This is a genomic window from Caballeronia arvi (assembly GCF_001544695.2).
GTDB classification, from domain to species: domain Bacteria; phylum Pseudomonadota; class Gammaproteobacteria; order Burkholderiales; family Burkholderiaceae; genus Caballeronia; species Caballeronia arvi.
This window is the reverse complement of the sequence record NZ_FCOM02000010.1, coordinates 206,434-233,293: the sequence shown is the minus strand read 5'-3', so window position 1 is coordinate 233,293 and position 26,860 is coordinate 206,434. Positions and strand designations below refer to the sequence as shown.

The 26,860-nt window shown below is 64.7% G+C and carries 20 protein-coding genes; 17 read left to right on the top strand and 3 right to left on the bottom strand.

Features of this window, described 5'->3' with window-relative positions:
• Positions 1-357 precede the first annotated feature (357 nt).
• Together AWB74_RS15000 and AWB74_RS14995 are read right to left on the bottom strand one after the other, a co-directional pair.
• Entirely contained in the window at positions 358-846 is a 489-nt protein-coding gene (locus AWB74_RS15000; protein WP_014192973.1) for an Hcp family type VI secretion system effector, read from the bottom strand.
• A 118-nt stretch (positions 847-964) separates the two neighbouring features.
• Positions 965-1,309, bottom strand: coding sequence for an STAS domain-containing protein (locus tag AWB74_RS14995; protein WP_061147521.1), 345 nt, complete (start codon positions 1,307-1,309; stop codon positions 965-967).
• 361 nt (positions 1,310-1,670) lie between these two features.
• On the opposite strand from AWB74_RS14995, the gene tssB reads away from it, so the two are divergent.
• The 17 genes from tssB (at position 1,671) to AWB74_RS14910 (ending at position 25,257) form a co-directional block, all read left to right on the top strand.
• Positions 1,671-2,165, top strand: a complete 495-nt coding sequence (tssB, locus tag AWB74_RS14990; RefSeq protein WP_061147520.1) for a type VI secretion system contractile sheath small subunit — start codon at positions 1,671-1,673, stop codon at positions 2,163-2,165.
• A 1-nt stretch (position 2,166) separates the two neighbouring features.
• Positions 2,167-3,654, top strand: coding sequence for a type VI secretion system contractile sheath large subunit (gene tssC / locus AWB74_RS14985; protein WP_061147519.1), 1,488 nt, complete (start codon positions 2,167-2,169; stop codon positions 3,652-3,654).
• A 182-nt stretch (positions 3,655-3,836) separates the two neighbouring features.
• A complete protein-coding gene (locus AWB74_RS14980; protein WP_014192977.1) occupies positions 3,837-4,325 on the top strand; it encodes an Hcp family type VI secretion system effector in 489 nt (162 codons plus the stop codon).
• 23 nt (positions 4,326-4,348) lie between these two features.
• Positions 4,349-4,762 (top strand): type VI secretion system baseplate subunit TssE, encoded by a 414-nt coding sequence (gene tssE / locus AWB74_RS14975; protein WP_061147518.1) that lies wholly within the window; start codon positions 4,349-4,351, stop codon positions 4,760-4,762.
• A 26-nt stretch (positions 4,763-4,788) separates the two neighbouring features.
• Positions 4,789-6,513: a type VI secretion system baseplate subunit TssF gene (gene tssF, locus AWB74_RS14970; protein ID WP_061147517.1), complete on the top strand. Its 1,725-nt coding sequence runs from the start codon at positions 4,789-4,791 to the stop codon at positions 6,511-6,513.
• The gene (gene tssG / locus AWB74_RS14965) at positions 6,477-7,460 is read left to right on the top strand and encodes a type VI secretion system baseplate subunit TssG (RefSeq protein ID WP_061147516.1); all 984 of its coding nucleotides are present in this window, start codon (positions 6,477-6,479) and stop codon (positions 7,458-7,460) included. Before tssF ends, tssG begins: the two co-directional genes overlap by 37 nt.
• 43 nt (positions 7,461-7,503) lie before the next feature.
• Positions 7,504-10,152: a type VI secretion system ATPase TssH gene (gene tssH, locus AWB74_RS14960; RefSeq protein WP_061147515.1), complete on the top strand. Its 2,649-nt coding sequence runs from the start codon at positions 7,504-7,506 to the stop codon at positions 10,150-10,152.
• Positions 10,153-10,234: 82 nt separating this feature from the next.
• Positions 10,235-12,865, top strand: a complete 2,631-nt coding sequence (locus AWB74_RS14955) for a type VI secretion system Vgr family protein (protein ID WP_061147514.1) — start codon at positions 10,235-10,237, stop codon at positions 12,863-12,865.
• Between the two features lie 4 nt (positions 12,866-12,869).
• Positions 12,870-15,524, top strand: a complete 2,655-nt coding sequence (locus AWB74_RS14950; protein WP_061147513.1) for a DUF2169 family type VI secretion system accessory protein — start codon at positions 12,870-12,872, stop codon at positions 15,522-15,524.
• A complete protein-coding gene (locus AWB74_RS14945) occupies positions 15,521-16,549 on the top strand; it encodes a pentapeptide repeat-containing protein (RefSeq protein WP_235024581.1) in 1,029 nt (342 codons plus the stop codon). Before AWB74_RS14950 ends, AWB74_RS14945 begins: the two co-directional genes overlap by 4 nt.
• 28 nt (positions 16,550-16,577) lie before the next feature.
• The gene (locus tag AWB74_RS14940) at positions 16,578-17,243 is read left to right on the top strand and encodes a DUF3540 domain-containing protein (RefSeq protein WP_235024580.1); all 666 of its coding nucleotides are present in this window, start codon (positions 16,578-16,580) and stop codon (positions 17,241-17,243) included.
• A gap of 8 nt (positions 17,244-17,251) precedes the next feature.
• The gene (locus AWB74_RS14935) at positions 17,252-17,647 is read left to right on the top strand and encodes a DUF4150 domain-containing protein (RefSeq protein WP_061147512.1); all 396 of its coding nucleotides are present in this window, start codon (positions 17,252-17,254) and stop codon (positions 17,645-17,647) included.
• 19 nt (positions 17,648-17,666) lie between these two features.
• A complete protein-coding gene (locus AWB74_RS14930; RefSeq protein WP_061147511.1) occupies positions 17,667-18,443 on the top strand; it encodes a hypothetical protein in 777 nt (258 codons plus the stop codon).
• A gap of 124 nt (positions 18,444-18,567) precedes the next feature.
• On the top strand, positions 18,568-19,332 hold the full coding sequence (locus AWB74_RS14925) for a type VI secretion lipoprotein TssJ (RefSeq protein ID WP_235024579.1): 765 nt from the start codon (positions 18,568-18,570) through the stop codon (positions 19,330-19,332).
• 30 nt (positions 19,333-19,362) lie between these two features.
• Positions 19,363-20,751 (top strand): type VI secretion system baseplate subunit TssK, encoded by a 1,389-nt coding sequence (tssK, locus tag AWB74_RS14920; protein WP_061147509.1) that lies wholly within the window; start codon positions 19,363-19,365, stop codon positions 20,749-20,751.
• Between the two features lies 1 nt (position 20,752).
• Positions 20,753-21,442: a DotU family type IV/VI secretion system protein gene (locus tag AWB74_RS14915; RefSeq protein WP_061147508.1), complete on the top strand. Its 690-nt coding sequence runs from the start codon at positions 20,753-20,755 to the stop codon at positions 21,440-21,442.
• On the top strand, positions 21,439-25,257 hold the full coding sequence (locus AWB74_RS14910) for a type VI secretion protein IcmF/TssM N-terminal domain-containing protein (RefSeq protein WP_061147507.1): 3,819 nt from the start codon (positions 21,439-21,441) through the stop codon (positions 25,255-25,257). The genes AWB74_RS14915 and AWB74_RS14910 overlap by 4 nt, the downstream gene beginning before the upstream one ends.
• Here AWB74_RS14910 and tssA read toward each other — a convergent pair whose 3' ends face one another.
• Positions 25,258-26,823 (bottom strand): type VI secretion system protein TssA, encoded by a 1,566-nt coding sequence (gene tssA, locus AWB74_RS14905; protein ID WP_061147506.1) that lies wholly within the window; start codon positions 26,821-26,823, stop codon positions 25,258-25,260.
• Between the last annotated feature and the right edge of the window lie 37 nt (positions 26,824-26,860).

Sequence of the window (26,860 nt, the reverse complement as noted above, 5' to 3'; positions counted from 1 at the left end):
TTCGACGCCTGCCAACACGCGCAGCGGCACCGTCACATTCCTGTGATCGATGGCAGGCATCGAATAACCCTTAACGATAGCGGACATCATTGCGGAGAACAGCCCTGCGATTGGCACTGTTCTCGCTCGGTGGCGAGGATACATCTGTCGAGTGATTTGATAGCGTCAGCAAGGCCGAGAATCCGGATGGGCCCATCGAGCGCCTTTGAGAGCGCACCGACCGTTCGACTGACAAGCCTAATGGAAAACGCAAGCGGCAACAACCGGCGGGACTGTCCGTCCCCGCCATCCGCGAACACAAAAAAACCGCCTCACCAACAACCTAGCAAGGCGGCCTCTCTCAACTCAAGCAACCCATCACGACTTCGGCGCCAACCAAGAATCCTCAGCCTCGATCCCATCCGGCTCATACGTCCAAGTAATCTTCTCGTACGTGAACGACACATCCTCCATATGCCCCATCTGTTTGTTCTCCGGCGACAAACAATTCGGTGTCCAGGACTGCATATTGGTCAGAATCGCGTTCGACAGCTTCACGGTGTAGTACTTCTCTTCCGTGCCCTTCGGCGAGATGCGATAGAACTCCAGCGTCACATCCTTCATCTGTTCACCAGAAGTCAACGCCTGAAACAACTTCGGCGACGACTTGTCGATTTCCTTGGTCAGCGTCATCGCCTGATGCACGCGCTTGCCGGTCGGCAGACCCGTCTGCGGGCTCTTCGGAATTTCGATGGTGTGATCGACAGCCTGAACGAGGATCTTTCCTTCATGACCCTGAACCTTGGTCGAGCCTTCGATCTTGCCTTGGTTCTGGCCTTCGAGCGAGAGGTAGCACGGCATCGGCATGATTGTGTTCTCCGGTTGTTTGGCACAGTTCGTTCTGCGCATGGGATGAATTCTGCGCACGCGCCGTTACCGCCGCGTTTCAGAAAAACGTGCGCAAGTTACGAATGAAACAGACCGATCAGGCGACTTCGTTGAAACGCTCGAGCGCGGACGCCCGCGTCTCGGCGACATTGAGGATGTTGAGAAATCCGCTGATTTCGAATGCTTCGCGGATCTGGTCGTGCATGCCGCAAAGGACGAGCCGTCCCGCGGATTGTTTGAGGCGCTTCGCCGCGATCAGGACGACGCGCAAGCCCGCGCTGGAGATATAGCCGAGCGCGCCCAGATCGAACAACAACTGGTTCGTGCCCTGATCGAGACGGCGCTGGATTTCCGCCTCCACCTGCGCCGCGTTCATGCTGTTCAACGCGCCTTCGAGGCTCACGATGAGCACATCGCCCTGGACTTCATACTGGTTTGCCACAATGGTCTCTCACGCAATGGCGATGTCGCTGTAACGGCACGAACGGAAAAAAGCTTAGCTATCCGCACACGCGTGCCTTCAAGAATTCCAAAACGCGGTCGTTAAAGCCCACAGCGACAGGAAAGTCAGCGTATCACGGGGTCCGCGCGCCTAACGCACGAACAGAGCCCGGAACCCGGTTCTCTTTGCGGCAATGACCGCCGATACGGCGTGAGATCGTTCCGTGTCGCCAGCAGCATGCGTTGACATTCGACGTGACGCCATTCGCGCACGATCGTGCGAAGTCACGCCATGCTGCGACGTTCTCTGAAACGGGCTGATCTTTTTATCAACACTCTTGGTTTTGGGTTAGGGGGTAGGCATGGCATCTGACGGTTCAGTCGCTCCTAAGGAGCGGGTCAATATTGTGTATCGTCCGGCCACCGGAGATGCCAAGGCGGAAGTCGAACTGCCGCTGAAATTGCTCGTACTCGGCGACTTCACCTTGCGCAACGACGATACGCCGATCGAAGAAATGAAGCCGGTCAACGTCGACAAGGACAACTTCAACGAAGTGCTCAAAGGGCAAAAGCTGTCGCTCGATCTCGCGGTGCCGAACCGCCTCGAAGCGAACGCCGATCCGGAAGCACAGATCGCGATGAACCTGAAGTTCGAGTCCATCGATGATTTCTCGCCCGACGCAATCGTCGAGAAAGTACCCGAGTTGCGCCAGATGATCGCGCTGCGCGACGCGCTCAAGGCGCTCAAGGGTCCGCTCGGCAACATTCCGGATTTCCGCAAGCGCGTTCAGGAACTCATCGAAGACGAAGGCGTGCGCGCGCGTCTGATGAGCGAACTCGGCATCGAGGAAAAGTGATATGAGCGACATGGAAAAGCAACAGGCAGCGACCGCCGCACCCGAAGCCGATGCAAATCTTTCGCTGCTCGACTCGCTGATCGAGTCGGCGCGCATCAAGCCGGGCGACGAAGCGTATTCGATCACGCGTCAAGGCATTCAGGCGTTCATTTCGCAACTGCTGGAACCGCAGAACGCCGTTGAGCGCATCACGCAGGCAACGGTCGACAGCATGATCGCCGACCTCGATCAGAAGCTGTGCGCGCAGGTCGACGCAATCCTGCATCACGACGATTTCCAGAAGATGGAATCGGCATGGCGTTCGCTCAAGTTCCTCGTGGATCGCACGAATTTCCGCGAGAACGTCAAGATTCAGCTTCTGAGCGTGAGCAAGGGCAAGCTGCTCGAAGACTTCGAAGACGCAGCGGACATCACCAAGTCCGGTCTCTACAAGAATCTCTACACGGCGGAATACGGCCAGTTCGGCGGCCAGCCGTTCGGCGCGATCGTCGCGAACTACGAGTTCGGTCCAGGCACGCAGGACGTGAAGCTGCTGCAGAACGTCGCGAGCGTCTCGGCGATGAGCCACGCGCCGTTCATCGCGGCGGCGGGCCCGCACTTCTTCGGCGTCGATACCTACGACCAGTTGCCGAACCTGAAAGACCTGTCGTCGATCTTCGAAGGTCCGCAGTTCGTCAAGTGGAACGCGTTCCGCGAGTCGGAAGATGCGCGCTACGTCGGCCTCACGCTGCCGCACTTCCTGCTGCGCGTGCCCTACGGCGCGGATACGGTGCCAGCCAAGAAGTTCAACTACAAGGAAGACGTCTCGGGCGGCAACAGCCAGTTCCTGTGGGGCAACGCGGCTTTCGCGTTCGCTTCGCGCCTGACCGCGAGCTTCGCCGATTACCGCTGGTGCGCCAACGTGATCGGGCCGCAAGGCGGCGGCACGGTCGGCGATCTGCCGGTGTACACGTATGAATCGATGGGCGAGCTGCAAAACAAGATCCCGACCGAGGTGCTCATCTCCGAGCGCCGCGAGTTCGAGCTTGCGGAGCAGGGTTTCATCGCGCTGACGATGCGCAAGAACAGCGACAACGCGGCCTTCTTCTCGGCGAACTCGTCGCAGAAGCCGAAGTTCTTCGGCAATACGAAGGAAGGCAAGGAAGCCGAGCTCAACTACAAGCTCAGCACGCAACTGCCGTACATGTTCGTCGTGAGCCGTCTCGCGCATTACATCAAGGTGATCCAGCGCGAGAACATCGGCACGTGGAAAGAGCGCGTCGATCTCGAAAGCGAGCTCAACACCTGGATTCGCCAATACGTCGCGGACATGGACAACCCCGCAGAAGGCGTGCGCAGCCGCCGTCCGCTGCGTCAGGCGGAAATCGTCGTGGCCGATGTCGAAGGCGATCCGGGCTGGTATCGCGTGGATCTGAAGGTGCGCCCGCACTTCAAGTACATGGGCGCGTCGTTCACGTTGTCCCTCGTCGGCAAGCTGGACAAGAAGTAAGCAGCAGATAGCGGTAAGGCGGCGCGTGTTTCATCTGTAACGCAGCGCGGAAGAACTGAAACGGGCCGGTAACGGGCCGTCTGCAATATGTGAAACATGCGCAGCACGCAACGAAGCGCTGAGCAAAACAGCCGGGGCAAAGCTCCGGACAACAACCGAAACCAGATACGAAGGGACTTATCATGCCGATGCCGTGCTACCTCACTCTCGAAGGCCAGAACCAAGGCAAGATCGAAGGCTCGACCAAGGTTCAGGGTCACGAAGGAAAGATTCTCGTCCAGGCCGTCGATCACACCATCGAAATTCCGAAGAGCCCGCAAACGGGTCTGCCGACCGGCAAGCGCGTCCATCTGCCGATGACGCTGACCAAGGAAATCGACAAGTCGTCGCCGAAGCTGTTCCAGGCGCTGACGTCGGGCGAACAGATGAAGAACGTCACGCTCGAGTTCTACCGCATCTCGCCGAAGGGCACGGAAGAGAAGTACTACACGGTGAAGCTGTCGAACGCGATCCTGACCAACATGAAGTCGTGGACGCCGAACTGCCTGTCGCCGGAAAACAAGCAGATGGGTCACATGGAAGATATCTCGTTCACGTACGAGAAGATCACGTGGACCTTCGATCCGGATGGCATCGAAGCCGAAGATTCGTGGCTCGCGCCGAAGTCCTAAATCATCGGTAAGCAGGTGCCAAGGTGAGAGAGCGTCGGCTGCTGGAGCGAATCGCGAGATGGGGTGCGGGTGAAGCGCGCACCAACGAGACGCAGGTGGATGTTCTCGTCAACTCGGTGATGAGCCACCTGAGCCGCCTGCTCAACACCCGGCAAGGCAGCGTGCAGATCGACCCGCAGTTCGGGGTGCCCGATTTCACGAACCTTGCCGGCACCACCGCGATGGGTTCCACGCGCGAGATCGAAGAGGAGATCCGTCGCATGGTCGTGCGCTACGAGCCGCGCATCAAGTCGCCGCGCGTGACGCTCAATCGCGAGGAGACCGACGTGCTGGCGATCCGCTTCTCGCTCGAAGGCTCGCTCGAAGTGGACGACCGCGAAATTCCGTTGCGCATATCGACGACCGTGGGCGCGAATGGCCGCGTCAGCGTCGGCTGAAATCACGCTGTCAACCTTGCTCACGCATGTTCAATCGATACTATCAGGATGAGCTGAACAAGCTGAAAGGCCTGGCATCCGAGTTCGCGCGCGCGAATCCGGCGATCGCGCCGATGCTTTCGGGCACGTCCGCCGACCCGGATGTCGAGCGCCTGCTCGAAGGCGTCGCATTTCTCACGGGCCTCACGCGCCAGAAGCTCGACGACCAGTTGCCCGAGTTCGTTCAGGAACTCACCAATCTGCTGTTTCCGCATTATCTGCGTCCGGTGCCGGCATCGACGCTCGTCAGCTTCGCCGCGAAAGGTCCGCGTGCGCAGACGCCGCGCGTGGCCGCGGGCACCGAACTCGCCTCGGTGCCGGTGGACGGCACGTCGTGCCGTTTTCGCACCACGTGCGATCTCGATGTCGAGCCGCTGCGCATCGCCGAAGTGAACCTGCTGAGTCACGCGGGCGCGGCGCCCGTGCTGATGATCGACTTCGAGATGGAAGGCGGTCTCAACATCGCGCAATGGAACGGCGACTCGATCCGCCTGTTCCTGAGCGGCGGTCATGTCGATGCATCGAAGCTGCTGTTGCTGTTGATGAACCACGTCACCGACGTGCGTATTTCCAGCGGCGGCGGCGAACGTCTTTCTCTCGGCGCGAAGAACCTGCGCGCGAGCGGTTTCGACGCCGATCTGCTCAGCTATCCGAGCCACGCGCTCAGCGGCTACCGCACGATCCAGGAATTCTTCACGCAGCCGGAGAAGTTCCTGTTCGTCGATATCGCCGGGTTGAAGCGCTGGACCGCGAATGCGAAAGGCACGAGCTTCAGCATCGTGATGACGCTCGATGCGCTGCACGACTGGATGCCCGACATCACCGGCGACAGCTTCATGCTCAACGTCGTGCCGGCGATCAACGTGTTCGCCCATGTCGCCGATCCGATCACGCACGATCATCGCGCGACCGAATATCGTGTGAATCCCGAAGGCCGCGATCGTCGTCATTACCAGATTTATTCCGTCGATCAGGTGCTCGGCTATCAGCAAGGCCGCGCGCAGGAACGCGTCTATCAGCCGTTCTCGATGTTCCGCCACGACGGACGCGGCGCGCAGCTCAGCTATCGCACGACGCTGAAGAGCGCGAATGTCGAGCGCGGCAGCGACGTGTATCTGTCGCTCAACTATCCGCCCTCGGAAACGCCGCTGCCGGAGACGCTCTCGATTCGCGTCACCTGCACGAACCGCGCGTTGCCCGAAGGCCTGAAACCGGGCGATATCAACGTGCCGACGAGCACGTCACCCGATCAGATGAGCTTCACCAATATCCGCGCGATCACGCCCGCGCAGGACCCGCCAGCGGGCGAGGAACTGCTGTGGTGCCTGCTCTCGCATGTGTCGCTGAATCTGCTGTCGCTCGCGAACGCGGACAACCTGCGCAAGCTGCTCGGCCTCTACGTCTTCAACGGGCGGCAAGGGCAGGAGCTGTCGAACCGGCGCCGGATCGAAGGCATCGTCGATGTGACGGCCACGCGCGAGACGCGTCTCGTCGGGCGCGGCGGCATGCAGCGCGGCCAGTCGATCCGCATCCGTTGCCGTGAGGACCATTACGCCGGAATCGGCGATCTGTATCTGTTCGGCTGCATGCTCGAACGCTTCCTCGGCGATTACGCCGGCATCAATTCCTATACGCGTGTCGAGCTCGAAGACACGCTTTCCGGAACCGTATTCAAATGGCCGCCGAGACTCGGGCAACAACCGATGCTGTAAAGGCGCTGCTTCTCACCAACGGTGAGAAGTACTCCTACTTCCAGGCGATCCGCCTGCTGCGTCTCTACGACCGGCACACGGGGCTGAATCAGGAGAACCTGCGGGTGCGGCCGCGGCTCGGGCTCGGGTTTCCCGAGAACGATATCGACCGTATCGAGGAAACGGCGGAAGGCGGCTATCGCATCACGGCGAACTTCTTCGGGCTGTACGGCGTGGCGTCGCCGCTGCCGACGTATTACACCGAAGACCTGTTCGAAGAAGAGCGCGAAGGCCATCACGTCACGCGCGATTTTCTGGACATCGTGCATTACGCGATGTATCCGCTGCTCTTCGATGCGTGGGCGAAATACCGCGTCGAGCAGCGCATCGTCGAGGACCGGCAGGAGGCGTCGCTCAATCAGCTGTATGCGTTCGTCGGGCTGCACGATCCGGATCTGCGCGTCGGTCTGTTGCCGGGCAGCGCCGAACTGCTGCGCTATGCAGGGCTTTTCAATCAGCGTCCGCATTCCGCGCTCGGCCTGAAGACGCTGCTCGCCGATGCCTTCGCGCCCGCGCAGGTCAAGGTCGTGTGCGGCGTGCCGCGCGCGGTGCCGATTCCAGGCGATCAACGCTGGCAGCTCGGGCAACAACAGAGTTGCCTCGGTGAAGACACGTGGCTCGGCTCCGAGATCGACGACTACGAAGGCGCGATTCGCATCGAGTTCGCCGACATTCCGCAAACGCTTTTCCATCAGATGTTGCCGGGCGGAAGCGCGCATGCGCGTCTGTCCTTTTTCACGCGCTTCTATCTGACCGATCCGCTCGACGTGGAAGTCGAACTCGAACTGCGTCACGACGAAGCCGGCGCCGCGCGCACGGGCCGCGGGGCGTGGTCGCGGCTCGGTTTCGATACGTGGCTGAATCCCGGCGAAGCCGCTTCGCCGACCTGCGTCAAATACGCTCTTTAACCATTTGCTGGCCGTTGCTGGAAAGACTAAGAGGAAAACAAACATGCTGCTGGTCGAACTGAAGCCCCTCGTGGGCCGCCTCAACGGCTTCTGCAAACAGGCGCTCGAAGACGGCGTCGGGCTGTGCGTATCGCGCGGTCATTATGAAATCACCGTCGAACACATGCTCGTCAAGCTGTTCGACGATCATCAGGCCGATATCGCGCTGCTCCTGCGACAGCAGGACGTCGAAGCGGCGCTGGTCCAGCGTTCGATCAACCTCTCGCTCGAACAGATGAAGACGGGCAACGCGGGGCGTCCCGCGTTCTCGCCGCTGCTGCTCGAATTGCTGCAGGACGCGTGGCTGATCGCATCGGTGGACATGCAGGAGCCGCGCATCCGTTCGGGCGCGGTGTTGCTCGCGTTCCTCGCGCGCCCGACCTACTACGCGACCGGCGAATACGCCGCACCGCTGCGCGCGTTGAACCGCGAAACGCTGTTGCGTTCGTTCGATGCCGTCTGCGGCGGCTCCGTCGAAGCGGTCACGCGCGACGCGGGTGGCCAGGGCGAAAGCGATGCCTCCGCGCCCGCAACCGGCGACGGCAGCGCGATCGCGCGCTTCTGCGAGAACTTCACCGAGAAGGCGCGCGCCGGCAAGCTCGATCCGGTGTTCGGCCGCGACGCCGAAATTCGCCAGATGGTCGATATCCTCGCGCGCCGCCGCAAGAACAACCCGATCTGCGTCGGTGATCCGGGCGTCGGCAAGACGGCGGTGGTCGAAGGACTGGCGCTGCGCGTCGTGGAAGGCGACGTGCCCGATTCGCTGAAAGACGTGACGATCCTCGGCCTCGACATGGGCCTGCTGCAAGCGGGCGCGAGCGTGAAGGGCGAGTTCGAGAACCGGCTGAAGGGCGTCATCACCGAAGTGAAGGCGTCGGCGAAACCGATCATTCTGTTCATCGACGAAGCGCACACGCTGATCGGCGCGGGCGGTCAGGCGGGCACGTCGGACGCGGCCAATCTGCTGAAGCCGGCGCTCGCGCGCGGCGAACTGCGCACGATCGCTGCGACCACATGGGCCGAGTACAAAAAGTACTTCGAAAAGGACGCGGCGCTTGCGCGGCGCTTCCAGCTCGTCAAGCTCGACGAACCCGATCTCGATACCGCCGTGCTGATCCTGCGGGGCCTGAAAGAGAAGTACGAGGACGTGCACAAGGTCGTGCTGCGCGATGACGCGATCGTCGCGGCGGCGGAGTTGTCGAGCCGTTACATCATGGGCCGCCAGTTGCCGGACAAGGCCGTCGATCTGCTCGATACCGCGTGCGCGCGCGTCAAGGTGCTGCAAAGCGCGAAGCCCGATGTGCTCGAAAACACCGAGCGCCGCATTCAGGCGTTGCAGCGCGAGAAGAACGGCCTCGAACGCGATGCGGACAATCAGCAGCCCGTCGATCTGGCGCGTCTTCGCGAGATCGATGAAGAGCTGCCGAAGCTCGCAGCGCAAGCCGAAGACTTGCGCGCCTTCTGGCAAAAGCAGCGCGACGCTGCCCGCGTTCTGCTCGATGCACGCGCCGCGCGTCACGAAGCGAAGTCGAGCGGCGTGCCGGAAGACACGCTGCAAGCGCTGTCGCAGGAAATCGCCGCCGCTGCTGAAGCGTTCAAGGCCGCGCAGGGCGATCAGCCGCTGGTTCACATCGACGTCGATCCGGACGTGGTCGCGCGCGTGATCTCGGACTGGACCGGCATTCCGGCCGGCAAGATGCTGCGCGATCAGGCGCAAAGCGTGATGCGCATGGCCGACACGCTGAAGGCGCGCATCCGTGGCCAGGACCACGCGATGGAGCAGATCGCCGAAGTGCTGAAGACCGCGAAGTCGGGCCTGAAGGACCCGGATCAGCCGATGGGCGTGTTCCTGCTCGCGGGGCCGTCGGGCGTGGGCAAGACGGAGACGGCGCTGTCGGTGGCGGACATTCTGTTCGGCGATGAAAAGTCGACCACCGTCATCAACATGAGCGAGTTCCAGGAGAAGCACAACGTGAGCCGCCTGATCGGTTCGCCGCCGGGATACGTCGGCTACGGCGAGGGCGGCGTGCTGACCGAAGCCGTGCGTCAGCGCCCGTATTCGGTCGTGCTGCTCGACGAAGTGGAAAAGGCGCATCTCGACGTGATGAACCTGTTCTATCAGGTGTTCGACAAGGGCATGTTGTCGGACGGCGAGGGCAAGGAAATCGACTTCTCGAACACGGTGATCTTTCTGACGTCGAACCTCGCGACCGATGTCATCACCGAAATGACCGCGGGCGAAGACAAGCCCGACGCGGCGACGCTGCTGTCAGCAGTCAGGCCGATCCTGTCGAATCACTTCAAGCCCGCGCTGCTCGCGCGCATGACCGTGATTCCGTACTTCGCGCTCGCCACCGACGCGCTCGCGGGCATCGTGCGCCTCAAGCTCGACAAGATCGTGCGGCGCGTCGCGCACAACAACAAGATGCGCTTCACTTACACCGACGCCGTCGTCGCGCAGATCGCCGCGCGCTGCACGGAAGTGGAGACGGGCGCACGCAATATCGATTTCATTCTGCGCGGCACGGTGCTGCCGTTGATGTCGCAGGAAATTCTCACGCGCATGGGCGAAGGCGCGGTGCTGCCGGAAGTCGCGCTCGACGTCAACGAGAGCGGCGATTTCGCCGTGTCGTTCCCGAACGCGCAGGCGTGATGTTTCAAACGTAACGCAGTTGAAATCGCGCGGTGACCGAGCGCCGCGAACATAACAGGCATCACCCGTACGGAGAATCAGCATGAACTCACTGGCCGACCGCATCCTCGCCAACAAGCGCTTCGATTTCACGTCCGAAGCGTTCGGCGCGGACAAGTTCGCGGTCGTCGAGATGGAGGGCTTCGAATCGATCTCGCAGCCGTTCCGCTTCGTCCTCACGCTGGTCTCGGACGATGCGTCGATCGATTTCGACACGATGCTGAGCCATCGCGCGTCGTTCACGATCTACGGCCCGGAAGGCGGCATTCGCGCGCCGTATCACGGCATCCTCGCGGAATTCGAGCAACTGCATCGCGCGGATGGCTACGTGTTCTATCGCGCCGTGCTGGTGCCGCGCCTGTGGCGCCTGTCGCTCTTTCGCATCTCCGAGGTCTATCTCGACGAGCGGCCGATCACCGACACCGTGCGCGCGGTGCTCGAAAACGGCCGCCTGAATTCCGCCGACTACGAGTTCAGGCTGACCGGCGCGTACCGGCCGCGCACGTTCGTCTGCCAGTATCAGGAGACGTATCTCGACTTCGTGTCGCGCTGGCTGGAGAAGGAGGGCGTCTATTACTACTTCGATCACAGCACGGGCGTGGACAAGCTCGTCGTGATCGACGACAAGATCATGCACGATGCGGCGTCGCTGCCGGTCGCATACCGTCCCGACGATTCGCTCGACACCGGGCTCGCCGCCGATTCGGTGCGCAATTTCGTGTGCCGTCAGAAGCCGCTCCCGCATGAAGTCGTGCTGCAGGACTACAACTATCGCAAGGCGGCGGTGCAGTTGAAGGCGCGCGCGACCGTGTCGGATTCCGGCATCGGCGAAGTCATGCTCTACGGCGAAAACTTCCGCGATCAGCAGGAAGGCGACCGCTACGCGAAGCTGCGCGCGCAGGAACTCGTCTGCGGCGGCAAGGCCTATTCCGGCGAAGGCACCGCGCTCGGCCTGCGCAGCGGCTACTTCTTCACGCTCGCGCAGCATTATCGCGATGACTTCAACGGCCGCTATCTCGTGACCGAAGTGCATCACGAAGGCTCGCAGGCGGGCGCGCTGCTCAACGGCGTGTCGAGCCCGTACAGCGACGGCGCGCGCGGCGGCGAGATCGTCTATCGCAACAGCTTCCGCGCGATTCCGGCCGCGACGCAGTTCCGCCCCGAGCGCGTGACGGCCAAGCCGCGCGTCGCGGGCACGATGAACGCGACCATCGACAGCGAAGGCGACGGCCAGTACGCCGAGCTCGACGAGTACGGCCAGTACAAGGTGCAGTTGCCGTTCGACAAGACCGACAAGAACGCGAACAAGAGCTCGGCGCGGCTGCGCATGGCGACGCCCTACGCGGGCACGGACCACGGCATGCATTTCCCGCTGCACAAGGACGCGGAAGTGCTGCTGTCGTTCATCGACGGCGATCCGGATCAGCCGGTGATCGTCGGCAGCTTGGCGAATTCGGAGAATGCGAATATCGTCACGCAGGCGAACGCGCACGCGAACGAGATCAAGACCGCGGGCGGCAATCATCTGTACCTCGGCGACAGCGCGGGCAAGGAAGCCATCTGGCTGCATTCGCCGTTTCACAACAGCTCGATCGGCATCGGCTCGACCAATCCGCAAGGCGGCGGCAGCCTGTGGAGCAGCACGGCGGGCAGTTCGGAAAGCATCACCGTCGGTGCGAGCAACAAGTATTCGGCGGGACCGAGCACGACGGTTTCGCTCGGGGCGGGCTTCACGGCGAGCGCGGCCGTCAACACCACGTTTTCGATGGCGGCGAGCACGAGCTTCGCGTGGACGTCGGACGTGTCGTGGAAGAAAGGCCAGAGCATTTCGCTGCACGACGGCGATTCGCTTTCGCTCAAGGAACAGAACAAGCTGAAAGGCACCGACAGCGTGACGATCAGCGGCGGCCAGGACCCGGCGGCGAAAGTCGCGTTCGATGCCGCCAAGAAGAAGATCCAGCTGGCGACGGCGTTCAACGTCGCGGCGAATCTGGCGACGGCCGCCGCGGCGGCCGGCATGCTCGGCAAGGCAGACGACGACAACGGCGGCGCCGGCAAGATCGGTCCGTGGGTCAGCGACGGCTACAAGACCATGTTTCCGATGGTCGCGGGCGGCATGGTCGGCGGCGTGATCGCGCACGGCCTGCTCTACTCGGGCGCCAAAGCGTTCGCCGCCGCCGACGCCGCCGCCACGTACACGAGCGAGATCAAGGCGGACAGCACGGGCATCAACCTGTCGGTGAAGGTAGCGGCACCGGCGCCCGCGCCGGTCAATAACGTGCAGATCACACCGTTGCTCGTCGAAGTGAACGCGCCGACGATCAACGTCAACGGCGCATCGCTGGTCGCGGTCAAGACCGATGCAGCCGTCACGGTGGAAGCGCTCACCGTGGAGATCGAGGGCGAAACGAGCGTCGACATCAGCGGAGCGGCCGTGAGCATCGGTTCGGATGGTGCAACGCTGACGACCGCGCCCGACACGATGCAGATGAAGAGCGCCAGTATCGAGCTCAGCACGACGAACATGCTCGCGCTCATCAGCTCGAGCGACCTGGTGCTGGACGGCATGGGCATTCAGTTGACTGCGGAAAACAAGGTCGAGGTCACCGCGGTGCAGGTGAACGTGGATGCGCCGACCATCGCCATTTCGGGCGAAGTGATCCGCCTCGGATGACGCGATGAAAATTCTCACTCCGCCCGACATGGCGCTGCTGTACCGCAGCCTGCGCCTCGCCCGCGTCGATTCGCTCGCGATCGGCGTGATGGCATGCTTCCGCTTCGGCAAGACGGGCGCCGATGCGCTCATCCCCGAACACGAAATGTGGCCGCTCGTGATGCAGGCGCTCGGCAAGGACGCGATTCTCGACGAGGGCTATCCGAAGCCCGCGGGCGAATTCAAGGTCTACGGCGCGGCCTGCGCGCCCGAAGGCACGCAGATCGCGGAACAGCGCGTGCGCATGAAGATCGGCGCCTTGTCGAAAGCGCTCGTCGTCACGGGCGACCGGCAGTTCGACGCGCTCGGCCGCATTTGCGCGCCGAAGCCGTACGCGCGCATGCCGATCGAACCGGCGACGGCGTTCGGCGGCGCGCAATGCGCCGACAACCCGCGCGGCAAGGGCTTTGCGGAAGTTGCGAAAGACGTGTTTCCGCTGCCGAACGTCGAGAGCGAGACGTCGCGCATCGTGCGCCGTGGCGATCGCGCCGCGCCCGCCGGTTTCTGGGGTTTCGACAGCGCCGCGCCCTTGCGCCAGCAACATCTCGGCACCTGCGACGATCGCTGGCTGAAGAGCGGCTGGCCGCATCTTCCGGACGACACGCGACCCGAATGGTTCATGACGGCGGCGCAGGATCAGCGCTTGCCGGGCTATTTTGCGGGCGACGAGCGTTTCGAGATCGACAACATGCATCCCCGCCAGCGCACGCAGCAGGGCGCGTTGCCGGGACTGCGCGCGCGCTGCTTCGTCAACGTGCGCACGCCCGAAGGCGACACGCTGCGCGAAGTCGACACGCGCGCCGAAACCGTGTGGCTCTTTCCGGAGCTGGAATGCGGCATAGTGCTGTACCGCGCGCTCGCGCGTTCCACCGACAGCGACGCGAGCGACATGCTGCACGTCAAGGCCGTCTGGGAACCGATGAGCGCAGCGGCGCTTTCGTTCGAGCATTATCGCGACGTGTTTCGCGCTGAAATCGCGACGGCGGTGAAGGCGAAAAGCATGGCCGCCGCGCCTGTCGCGCCCGCACCGGCTCAAGCCGCTGCGGTCCCCGCTGTCGTCGATGCGAGCGCGGTGGCAGCGGCGGAACAATCGGCGCAAATCGACGCGCATCTCGCGCAGGTGAATTCGCTCGCCGGCGATCTCGACGTCGAAACGCGCGCGCTGATGCAAAAGTATCGACTCAGCGACGCCGATATCGCGCCGTACATGAAGGCCGCCGATCTTCCCGCCGAACCCGCGCCGAAGATTTCGGATCTCGGCAAGATGGTCGAGGAACTGAACGCGCAGACGCACGCGCTGATGGCGCAGCACAAACTGAGCGACGCGGATGTCGCCAGATACATGTCGACGCCCGCCGAAGCGCCCGCGCCCACGTTCGCCCAAGTCGGCGCGATGATCGACGATCTGAACGCGCAGACGCGCGCTCTAGTTCAGCAGCACGGCCTGACCCAGGCTGACCTTTTGCAGTACATGCAGCCGGGCGTGGAAGTGGCGGCGCCGGTCGCGGGCGAATCGGCGGCGCTCGCGCTGTTGCCGCTCGATGCGCTCGTCATTCCGGCCGCGCCGAAGCTCGAAGCGCCATCCCTCGCCAAGCCGAAGATCGAGGCCGCCGCACCGGCGCATATGCCGCTCACGCGCGACGACGTGATCGCACGCCACGCCGCACGCGAAAGCCTCGCGAATTGCGATCTGAGCAGCGTCGATTTGTCGAAGCTCGATTTGAGCGGCGCGGATTTCTCCGGCGCGATTCTCGACAAAACGTCGTTCGCGGGCAGCCGTCTCGCCGACGCGAACTTCTCGAAAGCACTGCTGCCCGCCGCCGATTTCAGCGATGCCGACTTGCAGCGCGCCCAGTTCACGAAGTCGAGCGCGGCGGCGAGCACGTTCGCCAAAGCCGACTTGCGCGGCGCGCAGCTCGTCGAAGGCGACTTCACGGGCGCGGACTTTTCGGCGTCGAAATTGAGCAATGCTGATCTTCGCGGCGCGATCTTCGATCAGGCGAAGCTCGCCAGCATGGATGCCTCGTCGTGCCGCGCCACGCGCGCCAGTTTCACCGATGCCGACCTGACCGGCGCAAAATTCAACGGCGCGGAACTCGTCGCGGCGAGCTTCAGCGGCAGCGTTCTCGCGGGCAGCGATTTCACCGCGTCGGCCTGTGCGCAGGCGGAGTTCTATGGCGCGCAGGCGCAACAAACGAACTTCACCGACGCCGACCTGAGCCACGCCCGCGCCGACGCGAAAACGTCTTTCGACGACGCCCGCTTCACGCGCGCGCGCCTGAATCGCGCCGCGTGGGATGGCGTGCAGATTCGTCGCGCGAACTTCGAACGCGCGGTCCTCGATCATGCCGATTTCAGCCATGCACAGGCTCAGGCGGCGCGTTTCGGCGCATCGTCGGCGAAGGGCGCGCGCTTCGACAAGGCCGACCTCGCCGGCGCCGATCTCGATGCCGTCAACCTGTTCACCGGCTCGTTGCGTCAGGCGAACCTGAAGGGCACGCGCCTGCGTCACGCGAACCTCTACGGCGTCGATTTCGACGGCACGCAGCCGACTATCGCGAGTCTCGAAGGCTCGAACATCGATCGCACTATTCTTCAATTCAGGCCGCCCGTCCTATGAGCACGACGACTTCCGCCCACCGCGCGCGCATGAGCGCCGACGACGCCCGCGCGACGCTCGCCGCGACCCGCGTGCTCGCCGACGCCGATCTGTCCGGCGCACATTTGCCGGACATCGACTGGGCCGGGTGCCGGCTGCAAAACGTCGCGCTCGAAGGCGCGAATCTCGAACGCGCCAACTTCGCCGATGCCGATCTGCAGGACGTATCGTTCGCGGGCGCGAAGCTCGACGGTCTGAAAGCGCAAAAGACGCGCTTTTCCAACGTCGACTTCACCGGCGCGAGCGCGCGTCAGGCGGATTGCGCGTTCGCGGCGTTCGATCGCTGCGACTTCGGCGGCGCGTCGTTCGCGCACGCGAGCTTCCAGCGCGCCGACGCGCACGGCTGCCTGTACGCCAACACCGATTTCAGCGGCGCGAACCTGCAACGCTTCACCGCCATCGACGCCGACCTGAAGACCGCGCGTATCGCGGGCGCATCGCTGGCGCAGGCTTATCTTTGCGGCTGCGACCTGAGCGGCCAGGATTTGCGCACCTGCAATCTCGCGATGACGATTCTCGACGGCGCATCGCTCTGCAAGGCCGATCTGTCCGGCGTCGCGGTCGATCGAACGAGTTTCATCGGCGCGCAATTGAAGGACGCGTCGTTGCGCGGCGTTCGCGCGACGTTCGCGGCTTTCCTGAACGCGAGTTTCGAGCGCGCGGATCTGACCGGCGCGATCTGCGAAATGGTCAACGCGAGCGAAGCGAACTTCGGGGCGGCGCGCGCCGATCAATCGGGCTGGAATCAGTCGGTGCTGACGGCGAGCGCGTGGCAGCGCGCGTCGCTGAAGACCGCGCGCTTCACGTTCTGCGATCTTTCGCACGCCGATCTCACCGCCGCCGATTGCACGCGCGTCGACTTCGGCGGCTCGAATCTCCACGCGCTGATCGAGCAGGGCGCGCAATTGAGCGGCGCATCGTTCGATGGCGCGCGCCGCACCGATCCCGTTCTCGCGCGCGCCGAACAATGGCAGCCGCGCATCTGACATGAACAACATCCAAGGAAACACGGCCATGAACCGCACGCTCGTCACGATCGCCCGTCCCGGCGACGATCCGGCCATCGACCTCGCCTATGCGACCGTCACCGGCCGCGCCGATCGCTGGTTTCTCTTCGACGCCGCCGGCCGCGCGCCGCTGCGTGCGTTGCGCGCCGAAAGCTGCCTGATCGAGCCGGAATGCGGCGACACCGTGCTCGTCGCGGCGGGCGGGCCGAATGCGATTTCGTACGTGCTCGCGGTGCTCGCGCGCGCGCAGCGCTCGGGCGCGGCGCTCGTGCTGCCGGGCGATGTTTCCCTGCACACGGACGACGGCGCGTTGCGCGTCGAAGCCGCGAGCGTCGACCTGAAAGCCGAACGCAGCCTGACGATGCACGCCGCCGAAATCGCGATGACGGGCGTGCGCGGCGAGATGAAATTTCAGCGCGTGGAAGCGGCGATCCAGCACGTGCACGCCGGTTTCGGCACGATCAGCACGGTCGCGCAGCAGATGACGAGCACGGTCGGACGCCTGATCCAGCGCGCGCGCGACAGCGTCCGCTGGATCGACAACGCCGACGAAACGCGCGCCGGCCGCGTGCGCATGCAGGTGGAAGAGCGCATGCACCTGTCCGCGCGCCACGCGACGATTCTGGCCGAGGGCCAGGTGAAGATCGACGCCGACAAGATCGATCTCGGATAGGAGCCGACATGTTCGCAGTGACCAAAGCGGGCGGCCAGTGCATGGCGATGCCCGACGTATGCAAGACGCCCGCGCCCCCCGCGCCGCCGATTCCGATTCCGTATCCGAACATCGGCATGCCGCCGATGGGCAATCCCGCGACGATCAAAGTGCTGATCGGCGGCATGCCCGCGCTCACGAAGTCGTCGGAGATTCCGTTGTCGTCGGGCGACGAGGCGGGCGTCGCGGGCGGTGTGGTGTCGGGAAAGATGATGGGCAAGGTCCAGTTCATGATGGGCAGCCTCACCGTCAAGCTCGAAGGCGCGCCCGCCGTGCGGCTCTCCGATCCGACCCAGCACAACGAGGGCAACATGGTCGGCGCGGTGCTCGCGCCGAGTCAGGCCATCGTGATGGTCATGAGCTGAAACGAAAGGAACGATCGTCATGAAAACTGTCTGGATCACCGCGTTCGACAAGGACAAGGACGCCGCGCGCGTCACCGCGTTGTCGCAACTGCTCAAACGCTACGGCCTGGCGACGCAAGGCCATTTCTGGGTCGATGAACCCGAAAAGCTCGCATGGCGCGCCGGTCTCGATGCGCTGAACGCCGCGCGCGCCGATCTCTGGCTCATCCTCGCCGATGACGCCGCGCTCGCGAAAACGTCCGTGCGCTACGGGCTGTCGGCGTTCGCGACGAGTCTGCGCGAGGCGCGCGGGCTGGGCTTCCCGGTCGTGCTGTCGGGCGCGGCGGGTGTCGACGGCATGCCGGCGTTGCTCGGGAATGCGACCGTGCTCGTCGAAAACAATCCGGCGTGGCCGGCGAAGATCGTCGCGCGCGCGAATCTCGCGAAGGCGGGCGAGCCGCAGGACTATCGCTTCGAAGTGGTCGGCGAGGAGCAGCTCGGCCAGTGGTTCGCGATCGGACCGCGCGAGGGCGAGTGGAGCGGCGTCGTGTTCGGCGTGCATGGCGGCAACGCGAAGATCGATTTTCAGGCGGTCGGCCCGCGCGGCAAGCTGCCCGAGAAAACCGTGCTCGAGTACGCGCAGGAAGGACTGACGCTGCAGGTCGGCGAGCGCGAATTCACCGCATGGGCGGTGCGCAACCCGCTCGGCGCGGACGAGACCTACTACGCGCGCGTCAGGGGCACGCCCGAATCGATTCTCTTCATGCCGTACACCGAAGGCAGCGAAGCCAGCGCGACGATTCTGCCGTTGATCTGACGCAGCCGCAGACCTCGAATAAGGCCGGGAAATCACCGCTGTTCGCCGTATGAGCCTGCCGCAAAGTCCGGACAATGTGCCACAGGAGCAAAAGACTCGACGGCAACCGAATGAGGCACCGGCAATGGCTGTAGCGAAATGCATCGAAACTCGTGCGCGCGTGACGCGCTGGCGCTCGCTCGCGTGCCTCACGTTGGCGTCCGCGCTGGCGCTGGCGTTGTCGGCCTGCGGCAGCGCACCGCCGAAAGACCCGCTCGCCGATGTCGCCTGGAGCTACGCCACCGATGCGGTGATCTTCGAAATCACCGCCGACGCGGGCCTCAATCAATACGACGGCCAGTCGCACACGCTGTTGCTCGGCATCTACGAAACCGGCGATGCGCAGGCCTTTCGCAATCTCGCCGCCGATCCTAACGCGCTCGCCGAAACGATGGCGACGGGCAAAGTGCCGCAAACCTTCGCGCAGTTCTCGCGCTATGTGGTGGCGCCCGGCCAGCATTCGTATCTGATCCTCGATCGCGCGCAGAACACACGTTCGATCGGCATGGTCGCGGGCTACGCGCAGTTCGGCGTGGCCAATGCGGCGCGCCAGTTCGACGTGCCCGTCGTCACGAAGACCTCGGGCTTCATCTTCCGCACGCACACCAAGCTACCCGGACCGCTCGTCGTGAAGCTCAACCTCGGCGCGCAGGGCATTCTGAACGCCGAAGTGCAGCCCGGCGCCCCCGATGCCGCCACGCTCGCGCGCGCGCAGCAGCTCGAAGGCGGCGGCAAGGAAGTCCGTCTGAGCGGCAACGCGGCGGCGAACCCGAACGGATCGGGCGCCACGAGCGGTGTCGTCAGCGCGGCCAGTCCGCAGGACACGCCCTTGCGCAAGCTCGCCAATTAAGCGCCAACCCAGCACATCGATCCGCATCGTATGGAACACAACAAGGGCATTTACTGGCATCAGGGCATGTTCATGCAGCCCCAGCACTTTCAGCTGGCGTCGCTGCACGAGCAGTTCCGCGAAAAGCCCGTCGTGGAGGCCGGCCTGCCGCATTTCTGGGGCGCGGGCGCGCTCGATATCGCGACGGGCGCCATCGCGAGCCAGACCATCGAAGTGCGTTCGGCGAAGCTGGTGTTTCCCGACCGCACGTATGTGGAATTTCCCGGCAACGCGGTGCTCGCGCCGCGTTCGTTCGATGCGGGTTCCATCGGCGATGGCCGCGCCCTCACGGTCTATCTCGGCGTGCGCAAGTTCGCCGCGGAAGGCAATAACGTGTCGCTGTGCGCATCGGCCGATGACGCCGCCGCCGCATCGACCCGCTACGCGACGCTCGAACGCCCCGCCGAAGTCCCCGATCTGCATTCGAACGGCCCCGCCGCGCCGGTGCATACGCTGCTGCATGTGCTGAAGGTGTTCTTCGAAGGCGAGACGGCCAATCTCGGCCAGTACGATCTGATTCCGATTGCGCAGCTCACGCGCATCGGCGACACGGTGACGCTGTCGGAGCGCTTCATTGCGCCGGGCTACGCGCTCGCCGGCTCCGACACGCTGCTGCGCATCGTGCGCGAGATTCGCGACGATGTCGTCGGCCGCGCGCATCATCTGCAGGAATTCAAGAATCCGCGCGAGCTGCAAAAAGCCGAGTTCGATCCCGGCTACATGATGCTGCTGCTCGCGATGCGCACGCTGTCGCGCGCTGCGCCCCGGCTCGTGCATCTGACGCAGACGCCGACCGTGCATCCGTGGCATGTCTATGGCGAATTGCGCAGTCTCGTCGGCGAATTGAGCGCGTTTTCGGAGCGTTTCGACATGCTCGGCGAGGCCGCCGACGGCACGCCGGGACTGCCCGCCTACGATCACACCGCGCTCTACGAGTGCTTTTCGCGCGCGCAGGCGCTGATCGGCTTTCTGCTCGGCGAGATCGCGATCGGGCCGGAGCATCTCGCGGTGCTCGATTATCGCGACGGCATGTACGCGGGCGATCTGCCGCGCGCATTCTTCGACCGGCGCAATCGCTTCTATCTCGTGCTGCGCACGGAGCAGACGGCGGCGCAGGTCGTCGACGGCGCGCTGCACGAGGCGCGTCTCGCCAATGCCGCCGATGTCACGCGGCTCGTCGCGCACGCGCTGCCGGGCCTCGAACTCATTCACATGGCGAACGCGCCGCAAGGCATGCCGCGGCGCGCGTCGTCGAACTATTTCCGGATCGAGCAGGTGAGCGAGCTGTGGGATGCGGTCGAGCGCGACGAGAATATCGCGCTGCAATGGCCGGACGCGCCGCAAGATCTGCGCGCCGAAATCGTCGTGCTGCGGAGATAGCATGACACTCGCCGATACCCTCATTCCGCTCTTCGCGCAGGTCCGCGCGTTTGCCCGCTCGCCTTCGGGCGATGCCGCGAGCCTCACCGCGCAACTCGACAGCGCGATCGCGGCCGCGCGGCTGCGCGCGCACGACGCGGGCATCCCGCAAGCCGATATCGACGAAGCGCTGTTCGCCTTCAACGCATGGGCCGACGAACTTCTGCTCACGACGCAATGGGAAGGCGCGGCGCAATGGCAGCGGCATCTTTTGCAGCGGCGCTATTCGAACGTGAGCAACGCGGGCGTGGTGTTCTACGACCGTCTCGCGCAGTTGACGCCCGCGCAATTGCAGGTGCGCGAGGTGTTCTATCTGTGTCTCGCGCTCGGCTTCGGCGGGCGCTATGCGTACGACCGCAACCAGAAGACGCTCACCGACATCCGCCGCACCAATCTCGCGATGCTGCTGCCCGACGCCGATCAGCTCGGCGCGTCGGCGCGCGCGTTCCTGTTTCCGGACGGCTATCACACGGCAGGCGATGAAACCGCCGCGCGCACGCAAACCGCACGCGCGCGCTTCACGACGCGCTTCACGCGCGGCAAGCTGACCGCCATCGTGTTGCCGCTGTTCCTGCTGGCGCTGCTCTACGGCGTGTATCACACCGTCGTCGCGCAGTCCGTCGAGTCGCTTCTCGCGCAGATCCATCTATGAAAACGCTGGGCATCGCATTGCTGTGGCTGTTGACCCTGATCGTCGTCGGACTGATCAGCTGGGGCGTCGTCCTCTATTTCGGCTGGCCGCTGTGGGTCGCGCTCGCGATTTTCGTCGGCGTGTTCGCGCTGTATTGCTTCGTCGCGTTCGCGCGCCGCATGATCGTGATGATGCGATCGCGCAGCCGCCTCGCGGCGCAGAGCGCGGCGCTGCATGTCGAAGCGCCGGTCGCATCGGCGGAAACGCTTTTGAAGCGCAAGTGGAAGGCCGCCGTCGCCACGCTGCGCCAGTCGAATCTGCGCAGCCAGGGCGATCCGCTCTACGCGCTGCCGTGGTTCATGGTGATCGGGCAATCGGGCACCGGCAAGACCACGGCGCTCACGCGCGCGCGGCTGTCGTCGCCGATCCAGAAGATCAGCCAGCAGGCGAACATCGGGCAGACGGCCAATTGCGACTGGTGGTATTTCGACCGCGCCGTGGTGATCGATTGCGCGGGACGCTATGTGCAGGCGGAAGACATCGAGCAGGATCGGCGCGAATGGGAAGTGGGCCTCGATCTGCTGGGACGCTATCGGCCGCGCGAAGGGCTCGACGGGCTCGTGCTCGCGGTCAGCGCCGACCGGCTCATGGCCCCGAACGCCGATACGTTCACCGATGAAGGCCGTATCGTGCGGGCGCGCATCGAGCAGTTGATCCGCATGTTCGGCAAGCGCTTTCCGGTGTACGTGCTGGTCACGAAGTGCGACCGTCTCTACGGCTTCGAGGAATGGGCGAAGACGCTGCCCGCCGATGCGCTCGGTCAGGCGATGGGCTATCTCGCCGAAGAGAGCGAAACGGGTGAGAGCGCATTCGTCGCGCGTGCGTTCGATTCCATCGGCGCACGCTTGCAGGCGCTGCGGCTCGCGCTCGTCTCGCGCGATGCGCAGCCATCGCCCGAACTGCTGATGTTCCCGAACGAACTGGAACAGTTGCGCAGCGGCCTCGCGATGTTCCTCGGCACCTGTCTCGCCGACAGCCCGTATCTCGAACGCCCGCTGTTGCGCGGTATCTTCTTCAGCAGCGGACAACAGGAAGGCGGCGCGATGTCCGCGCTGATGAGCACGCTCCTGCCGCCGTCGCCGGCGCATGCGGGGGATACGGCAGGCGTGTTCCTGCATGACTTCTTCGGCCGCATCCTGCCGCAGGACCGCAACGCGGCGAAGCCGACCGTGCTCGTGCATCACTGGCGGCGCGTCACGCAGAGCGTGGGCGTCGTCGCGTGGGTGCTGCTGCTCGCGATGTTCGGCATCCTGCTGTCGGTGTCGTTCGCGGGCAACCGGCAGACGCTCGCACTCGTGCAGAGCGCGCGTCCCGACAAGATCGCGCTGAACGGCAACCTGTTCCACGACGCCGCCGCGCTCACCTATTCCAACGACGTGCTGACGCAGGTCGCGCAAAACGACCGGCGCTGGATGTCGGGACTGCTCGGCAACGGCGCGGGGCTCGCGACGCTCGAAGCGCGTCTGCATGACGTTTTCCTGCAGCAGTACAGGCAGGCGATTCAGCCCGCCGCGGACCAGAGCCAGCAAATGGCGCTGGCGGCATCGTCGGGGCAGGCGGGGCATATCCTGAATCTCGCGCGTTCGATTGCATTGCTGCGTGCGCGCATCGGCGGGGCGGATCGCGCGACACTCGAAGCGATGCCGCAACCGGTCGCGACGACGCTCTATCCCGCGCAACTGAACGATCAGCTCAATCCGCTCACGATCTCGTATCTCGCGTGGTCGCCGCAGGATGCGGGCTATCTGCAGGAGCGTCTGAAGAACCAGCGCGCGCTGCTCGATCAGGCCGTCGCCGCCGATCCGCAGATGACCTGGCTCGTCGGACTCGTGCCCGATGGCGGCGATGTCGCGCCGGTGCGCGCCTCTGATTTCTGGGGCGGCAGCGCGCAGGCGGCGAATGCCAGCATGCAGACGGCCAACGGCAGCGTGACGGGCGCGAGCGCTGTGAGCGCGACGGGCGCGACCGTTCCCGCGGTGTACACGATTCCCGGCCGCAAGGCGCTCGACGATCTCACGAAACAGATTCGCGCCGCCGTCAGCGACCGGGCGCAATTCGACAATCGACGCGCCGCCTTCGACGACTGGTATCGCGGCCAGCGCGTGATCGCGTGGCAGAACTTCGTCGAGGCGTTCGCGGGCAATGCCGCGCCGTACTCGGGCGAAGCGGGCTGGCGCTCGGCGCTCGGCATCGTCAGCGGGCCGGCGAGCCCGTATTTCCGGCTGATTGCGCGCATCGACGAGGAATTCGGCGGCGAGCGTGCCGATGCGGCGCTGCCCGGCTGGATCGCGCTTGCACGGCAGTTCCAGCAGGTGCGCGAGCAGGCGACGCGCATGGGCGCGGCCAATCAGGCCGTCAAGATGGCGGGCGCGATCAATGCGGTCGGCGCAACGGCGATCAAGGACGTGCTCTCGGGTGCGCCGCAGCGCGGCAGCCAGGCGGTGACCAACAACCTCGGCGCCGTCGATGCGCTCACGCTCTATCTCGCCGGCCTGAACAAGCTCGCCGTCGACAGCAGCGCGGGCAGCGGCAAGAACTATCAGCTCGCGGCGGATTTCGCGCAGTTCGCGACGAGCGCGCAGCCGCAGCCTTCCGAGATGATGAACGCGCTGCAGCCGTTCTCGAAGCTGCGCACGCTGATCGGCACCGGCGATGGCTCCGACGCGCTCACGTGGCGTCTGATCCGCGGTCCGTTCGATTTTCTCGCGGCGTACATCGAGCAGCAGGCATCGTGCGATTTGCAGCGCGGCTGGGAATCGGGCGTCGTGTTTCCGCTGCAAGGCGCGACCGACAAGGGCGCGGCCATCGATCAACTCTTCGGCGCGAAGGGCGCGGTGTGGGCGTTCGCCGATGGCGCGGCCAAGCCGTTCCTCGCGCGCAATGCGAGCCGCTATGACATCGTCGAGACGCAGGGCTTCAGCGTGCCGTTCACATCGACCTTCGTGCCGATGCTCAACGGCGCGTTCGGACGCCAGCTCGCGCAACAGCAATCGGCCGCGCGCAGTGCCGCCGAAAAGCAGGCGCAGCAGCTTCAGGCGCAAAAGGCGCAACTCGACGCGCAACAGCAGCTCGACCAGCTCGATCGCACGCTCGCGATGGCCAAGCAGCAAGCCGATGCCGCCCGCGCGCTGACCGTGCCGCTGACGCTCACCGCGCAGCCGACCAACGTCAACGCCGATGCGCAGGCGAAGCCCTACGCGACCATTCTCACGGTGCAATGCGCGGCGGGCGTGCAGACGCTGAACAACTACAACTTCCCGGTCAGCACGAGCTTCGCGTGGGCGGCGGGACAATGCGGCGATGCGCGTCTGTCAATCAAGATCGGCAATCTGACCTTGAACCGCAACTACGCGGGGCCGCTCGGCGTCGCGTCTTTCCTGCAGGATTTCGCGGATGGCCAGCGCCAGTTCACGCCCGCCGATTTTCCGGCGAGCGAGTCCGCGTTGAAGGCGCTCAATGTGACGTCGCTGACCGTGAGCTTCTCGGTGACGGGCGGCGATCAGGTGACCGGCGCCGCGCGCAGCATCGAATCCTACGAGACGTTGCAAAAGACGACCGCGCAGCAGAAGCAGCAGATTCAGGACGCGCAGGCGCAGCGTCAGCAGATGAATATCGTCGATCAGCTCGCGGTGATGACGCCCGGCATGCCGCCGCTGCCTGCCATCATCCCGACGGTCGCGGGCAATCCGGTGAGCCTCGCCGAACTGGGCTTGCCGGCGACGATCGGCGCATGCTGGCGCGGCCAGTCATCGCCGATGATGATGACCGGCCTCTGATCAGGTAATCAGCCGCACCGCGATGGCCACGTCCAGCGGTGCGATTCTCGCCAGCAGCGCGGCCGTTTCCGCTTCGTTCTGATCGTTGCGGCTCAGAATCGCGTAGGCGGCGCGCAGCGCGTCGGCGGTCAAGTCCGGGTCCCACGCCGCCACGCCGTAGCGGTCGATTTCTTCCACCAGCGCGCGCGCGAACGCATCGAGGCGCGCGCCCGGACGGTGCTCCAGCAGCAGGTCGCACAAAGCGGTGCGCAAACGCAGGCGCGCGCCGACAGCGGCGGTTTTGCCGATGGCGTCCTGCAGACATTGCGCGGCGGCGCGCAGGTCGTTGTCGGCTGCCAATGCCCGCGCACGCGCGAGCACCGCGGCGAGCGGATCGGGCGCGGCGGCGGCCGCGCCGGCATCGCCACCGGACGATGCCAGCGTGCCGAGCCATTGCACGGTGTCGGCATTCGCGAACGGCACGCCGTTGGCGAACTTCAATCGCTCGATGCCTTCCATGCGCGACACGAACTTCGCGGTCTCGTTGCAGACCTCGCGGCGCGCGCCGCTCCACGCATCGCCGAGTTGCGCGAGCGCCGTCGCGGCGGCGTGATTCAGATCGAGCCAGAACGGATACGTCAGCACTTGCGTCTCGGCAAACGCGACGATGTCCGCACTCGCCGCGCGCGATTGCAACGCGCGCAGCGCGTCCGCGAGTTGCGGGATCGGACCGGGAAGCTGTGTGTCGGAACCGTTGGCGAACGGCGCGCGCTCGATCCCCGCCCAGACGCCCACGCGCCTCAGCCGGAAGCCGAGCGCGCTCGACGGTTCGTTCTGCGCGTACCAGTTGCCGATGGCGGCGAGGCGTTCGAGCGCTTCGTCGGTGGCGCGGCTGGCGGTATCGGATGAATCGACGGCTTCGGTTTGTAGCGCGGGCGCGGGTGCCGATGCAGGCTTAGGCACTGGCGTCGGCGTTGACGCCGCGACCGGTTCCGGCTCAACCGAAGGCTCGGGAATAACAGGCTCGACAACGACAGGCTCCGCAACCTGCACCGTTCCCAACAACGCGCGCAACGGCTGCATCGAAGGCGCGTCGTCGTCCTTTTCGGCAAGCACGCTATCGATGCCCGCGAGCGCCGCGCGCAAGCCATCGACGAGCGCGGCGTCCTGAGGCGGCCAGCTCGACCAGTCGTGCTCCTCGCCGTGCGCGCGCACGCGATCGATCAGCCATTGAATCGCATTGCGCCGCGCCCGCAGCCGCGCGACCGGCGGATAAAGCTGCTCCCAGTGCGTCGCGAGCAAGCCGTCGAGCATTTGCGCGCCGTCGTTCAGGCCCGCGAGCCCGCGCGTGATCAGCAGCGCGCCCGTCAGATAACTCGCGACGAGCATGTCCTTGCCCTTGTTCGCCAGCAACGCCGACGACAATCGCACGACCTGCTCCCAGTCCGGCGAACCGCTCGCGGCAGGATTGGTCAGCTTGGCGATTTCGTTTTGCAGCAGCTCGAAGTCGGGATCGTCGCGGACGTCGGCGCCGCAGGGCTGCGCCTCGCTGATGGGTTGCGTACCAAGGCTCTTGAAATCGTTCACGGCGTGTCTTTGCTGGCTTGAAAGTAGGGGGGACGCG

What these genes read in the sequence shown, in the direction of transcription:
- AWB74_RS15000 (WP_014192973.1), bottom strand. Translation starts at nt 846, where the DNA reads ATGCCGATGCCGTGCTACCTCTCGCTCGAAGGCCAGAACCAAGGCAAG.
- tssB (WP_061147520.1), top strand. Translation starts at nt 1,671, where the DNA reads ATGGCATCTGACGGTTCAGTCGCTCCTAAGGAGCGGGTCAATATTGTG.
- tssC (WP_061147519.1), top strand. Translation starts at nt 2,167, where the DNA reads ATGAGCGACATGGAAAAGCAACAGGCAGCGACCGCCGCACCCGAAGCC.
- AWB74_RS14980 (WP_014192977.1), top strand. Translation starts at nt 3,837, where the DNA reads ATGCCGATGCCGTGCTACCTCACTCTCGAAGGCCAGAACCAAGGCAAG.
- tssF (WP_061147517.1), top strand. Translation starts at nt 4,789, where the DNA reads ATGTTCAATCGATACTATCAGGATGAGCTGAACAAGCTGAAAGGCCTG.
- tssG (WP_061147516.1), top strand. Translation starts at nt 6,477, where the DNA reads ATGGCCGCCGAGACTCGGGCAACAACCGATGCTGTAAAGGCGCTGCTT.
- tssH (WP_061147515.1), top strand. Translation starts at nt 7,504, where the DNA reads ATGCTGCTGGTCGAACTGAAGCCCCTCGTGGGCCGCCTCAACGGCTTC.
- AWB74_RS14955 (WP_061147514.1), top strand. Translation starts at nt 10,235, where the DNA reads ATGAACTCACTGGCCGACCGCATCCTCGCCAACAAGCGCTTCGATTTC.
- AWB74_RS14950 (WP_061147513.1), top strand. Translation starts at nt 12,870, where the DNA reads ATGAAAATTCTCACTCCGCCCGACATGGCGCTGCTGTACCGCAGCCTG.
- AWB74_RS14945 (WP_235024581.1), top strand. Translation starts at nt 15,521, where the DNA reads ATGAGCACGACGACTTCCGCCCACCGCGCGCGCATGAGCGCCGACGAC.
- AWB74_RS14940 (WP_235024580.1), top strand. Translation starts at nt 16,578, where the DNA reads ATGAACCGCACGCTCGTCACGATCGCCCGTCCCGGCGACGATCCGGCC.
- AWB74_RS14935 (WP_061147512.1), top strand. Translation starts at nt 17,252, where the DNA reads ATGTTCGCAGTGACCAAAGCGGGCGGCCAGTGCATGGCGATGCCCGAC.
- AWB74_RS14930 (WP_061147511.1), top strand. Translation starts at nt 17,667, where the DNA reads ATGAAAACTGTCTGGATCACCGCGTTCGACAAGGACAAGGACGCCGCG.
- AWB74_RS14925 (WP_235024579.1), top strand. Translation starts at nt 18,568, where the DNA reads ATGGCTGTAGCGAAATGCATCGAAACTCGTGCGCGCGTGACGCGCTGG.
- tssK (WP_061147509.1), top strand. Translation starts at nt 19,363, where the DNA reads ATGGAACACAACAAGGGCATTTACTGGCATCAGGGCATGTTCATGCAG.
- AWB74_RS14915 (WP_061147508.1), top strand. Translation starts at nt 20,753, where the DNA reads ATGACACTCGCCGATACCCTCATTCCGCTCTTCGCGCAGGTCCGCGCG.
- AWB74_RS14910 (WP_061147507.1), top strand. Translation starts at nt 21,439, where the DNA reads ATGAAAACGCTGGGCATCGCATTGCTGTGGCTGTTGACCCTGATCGTC.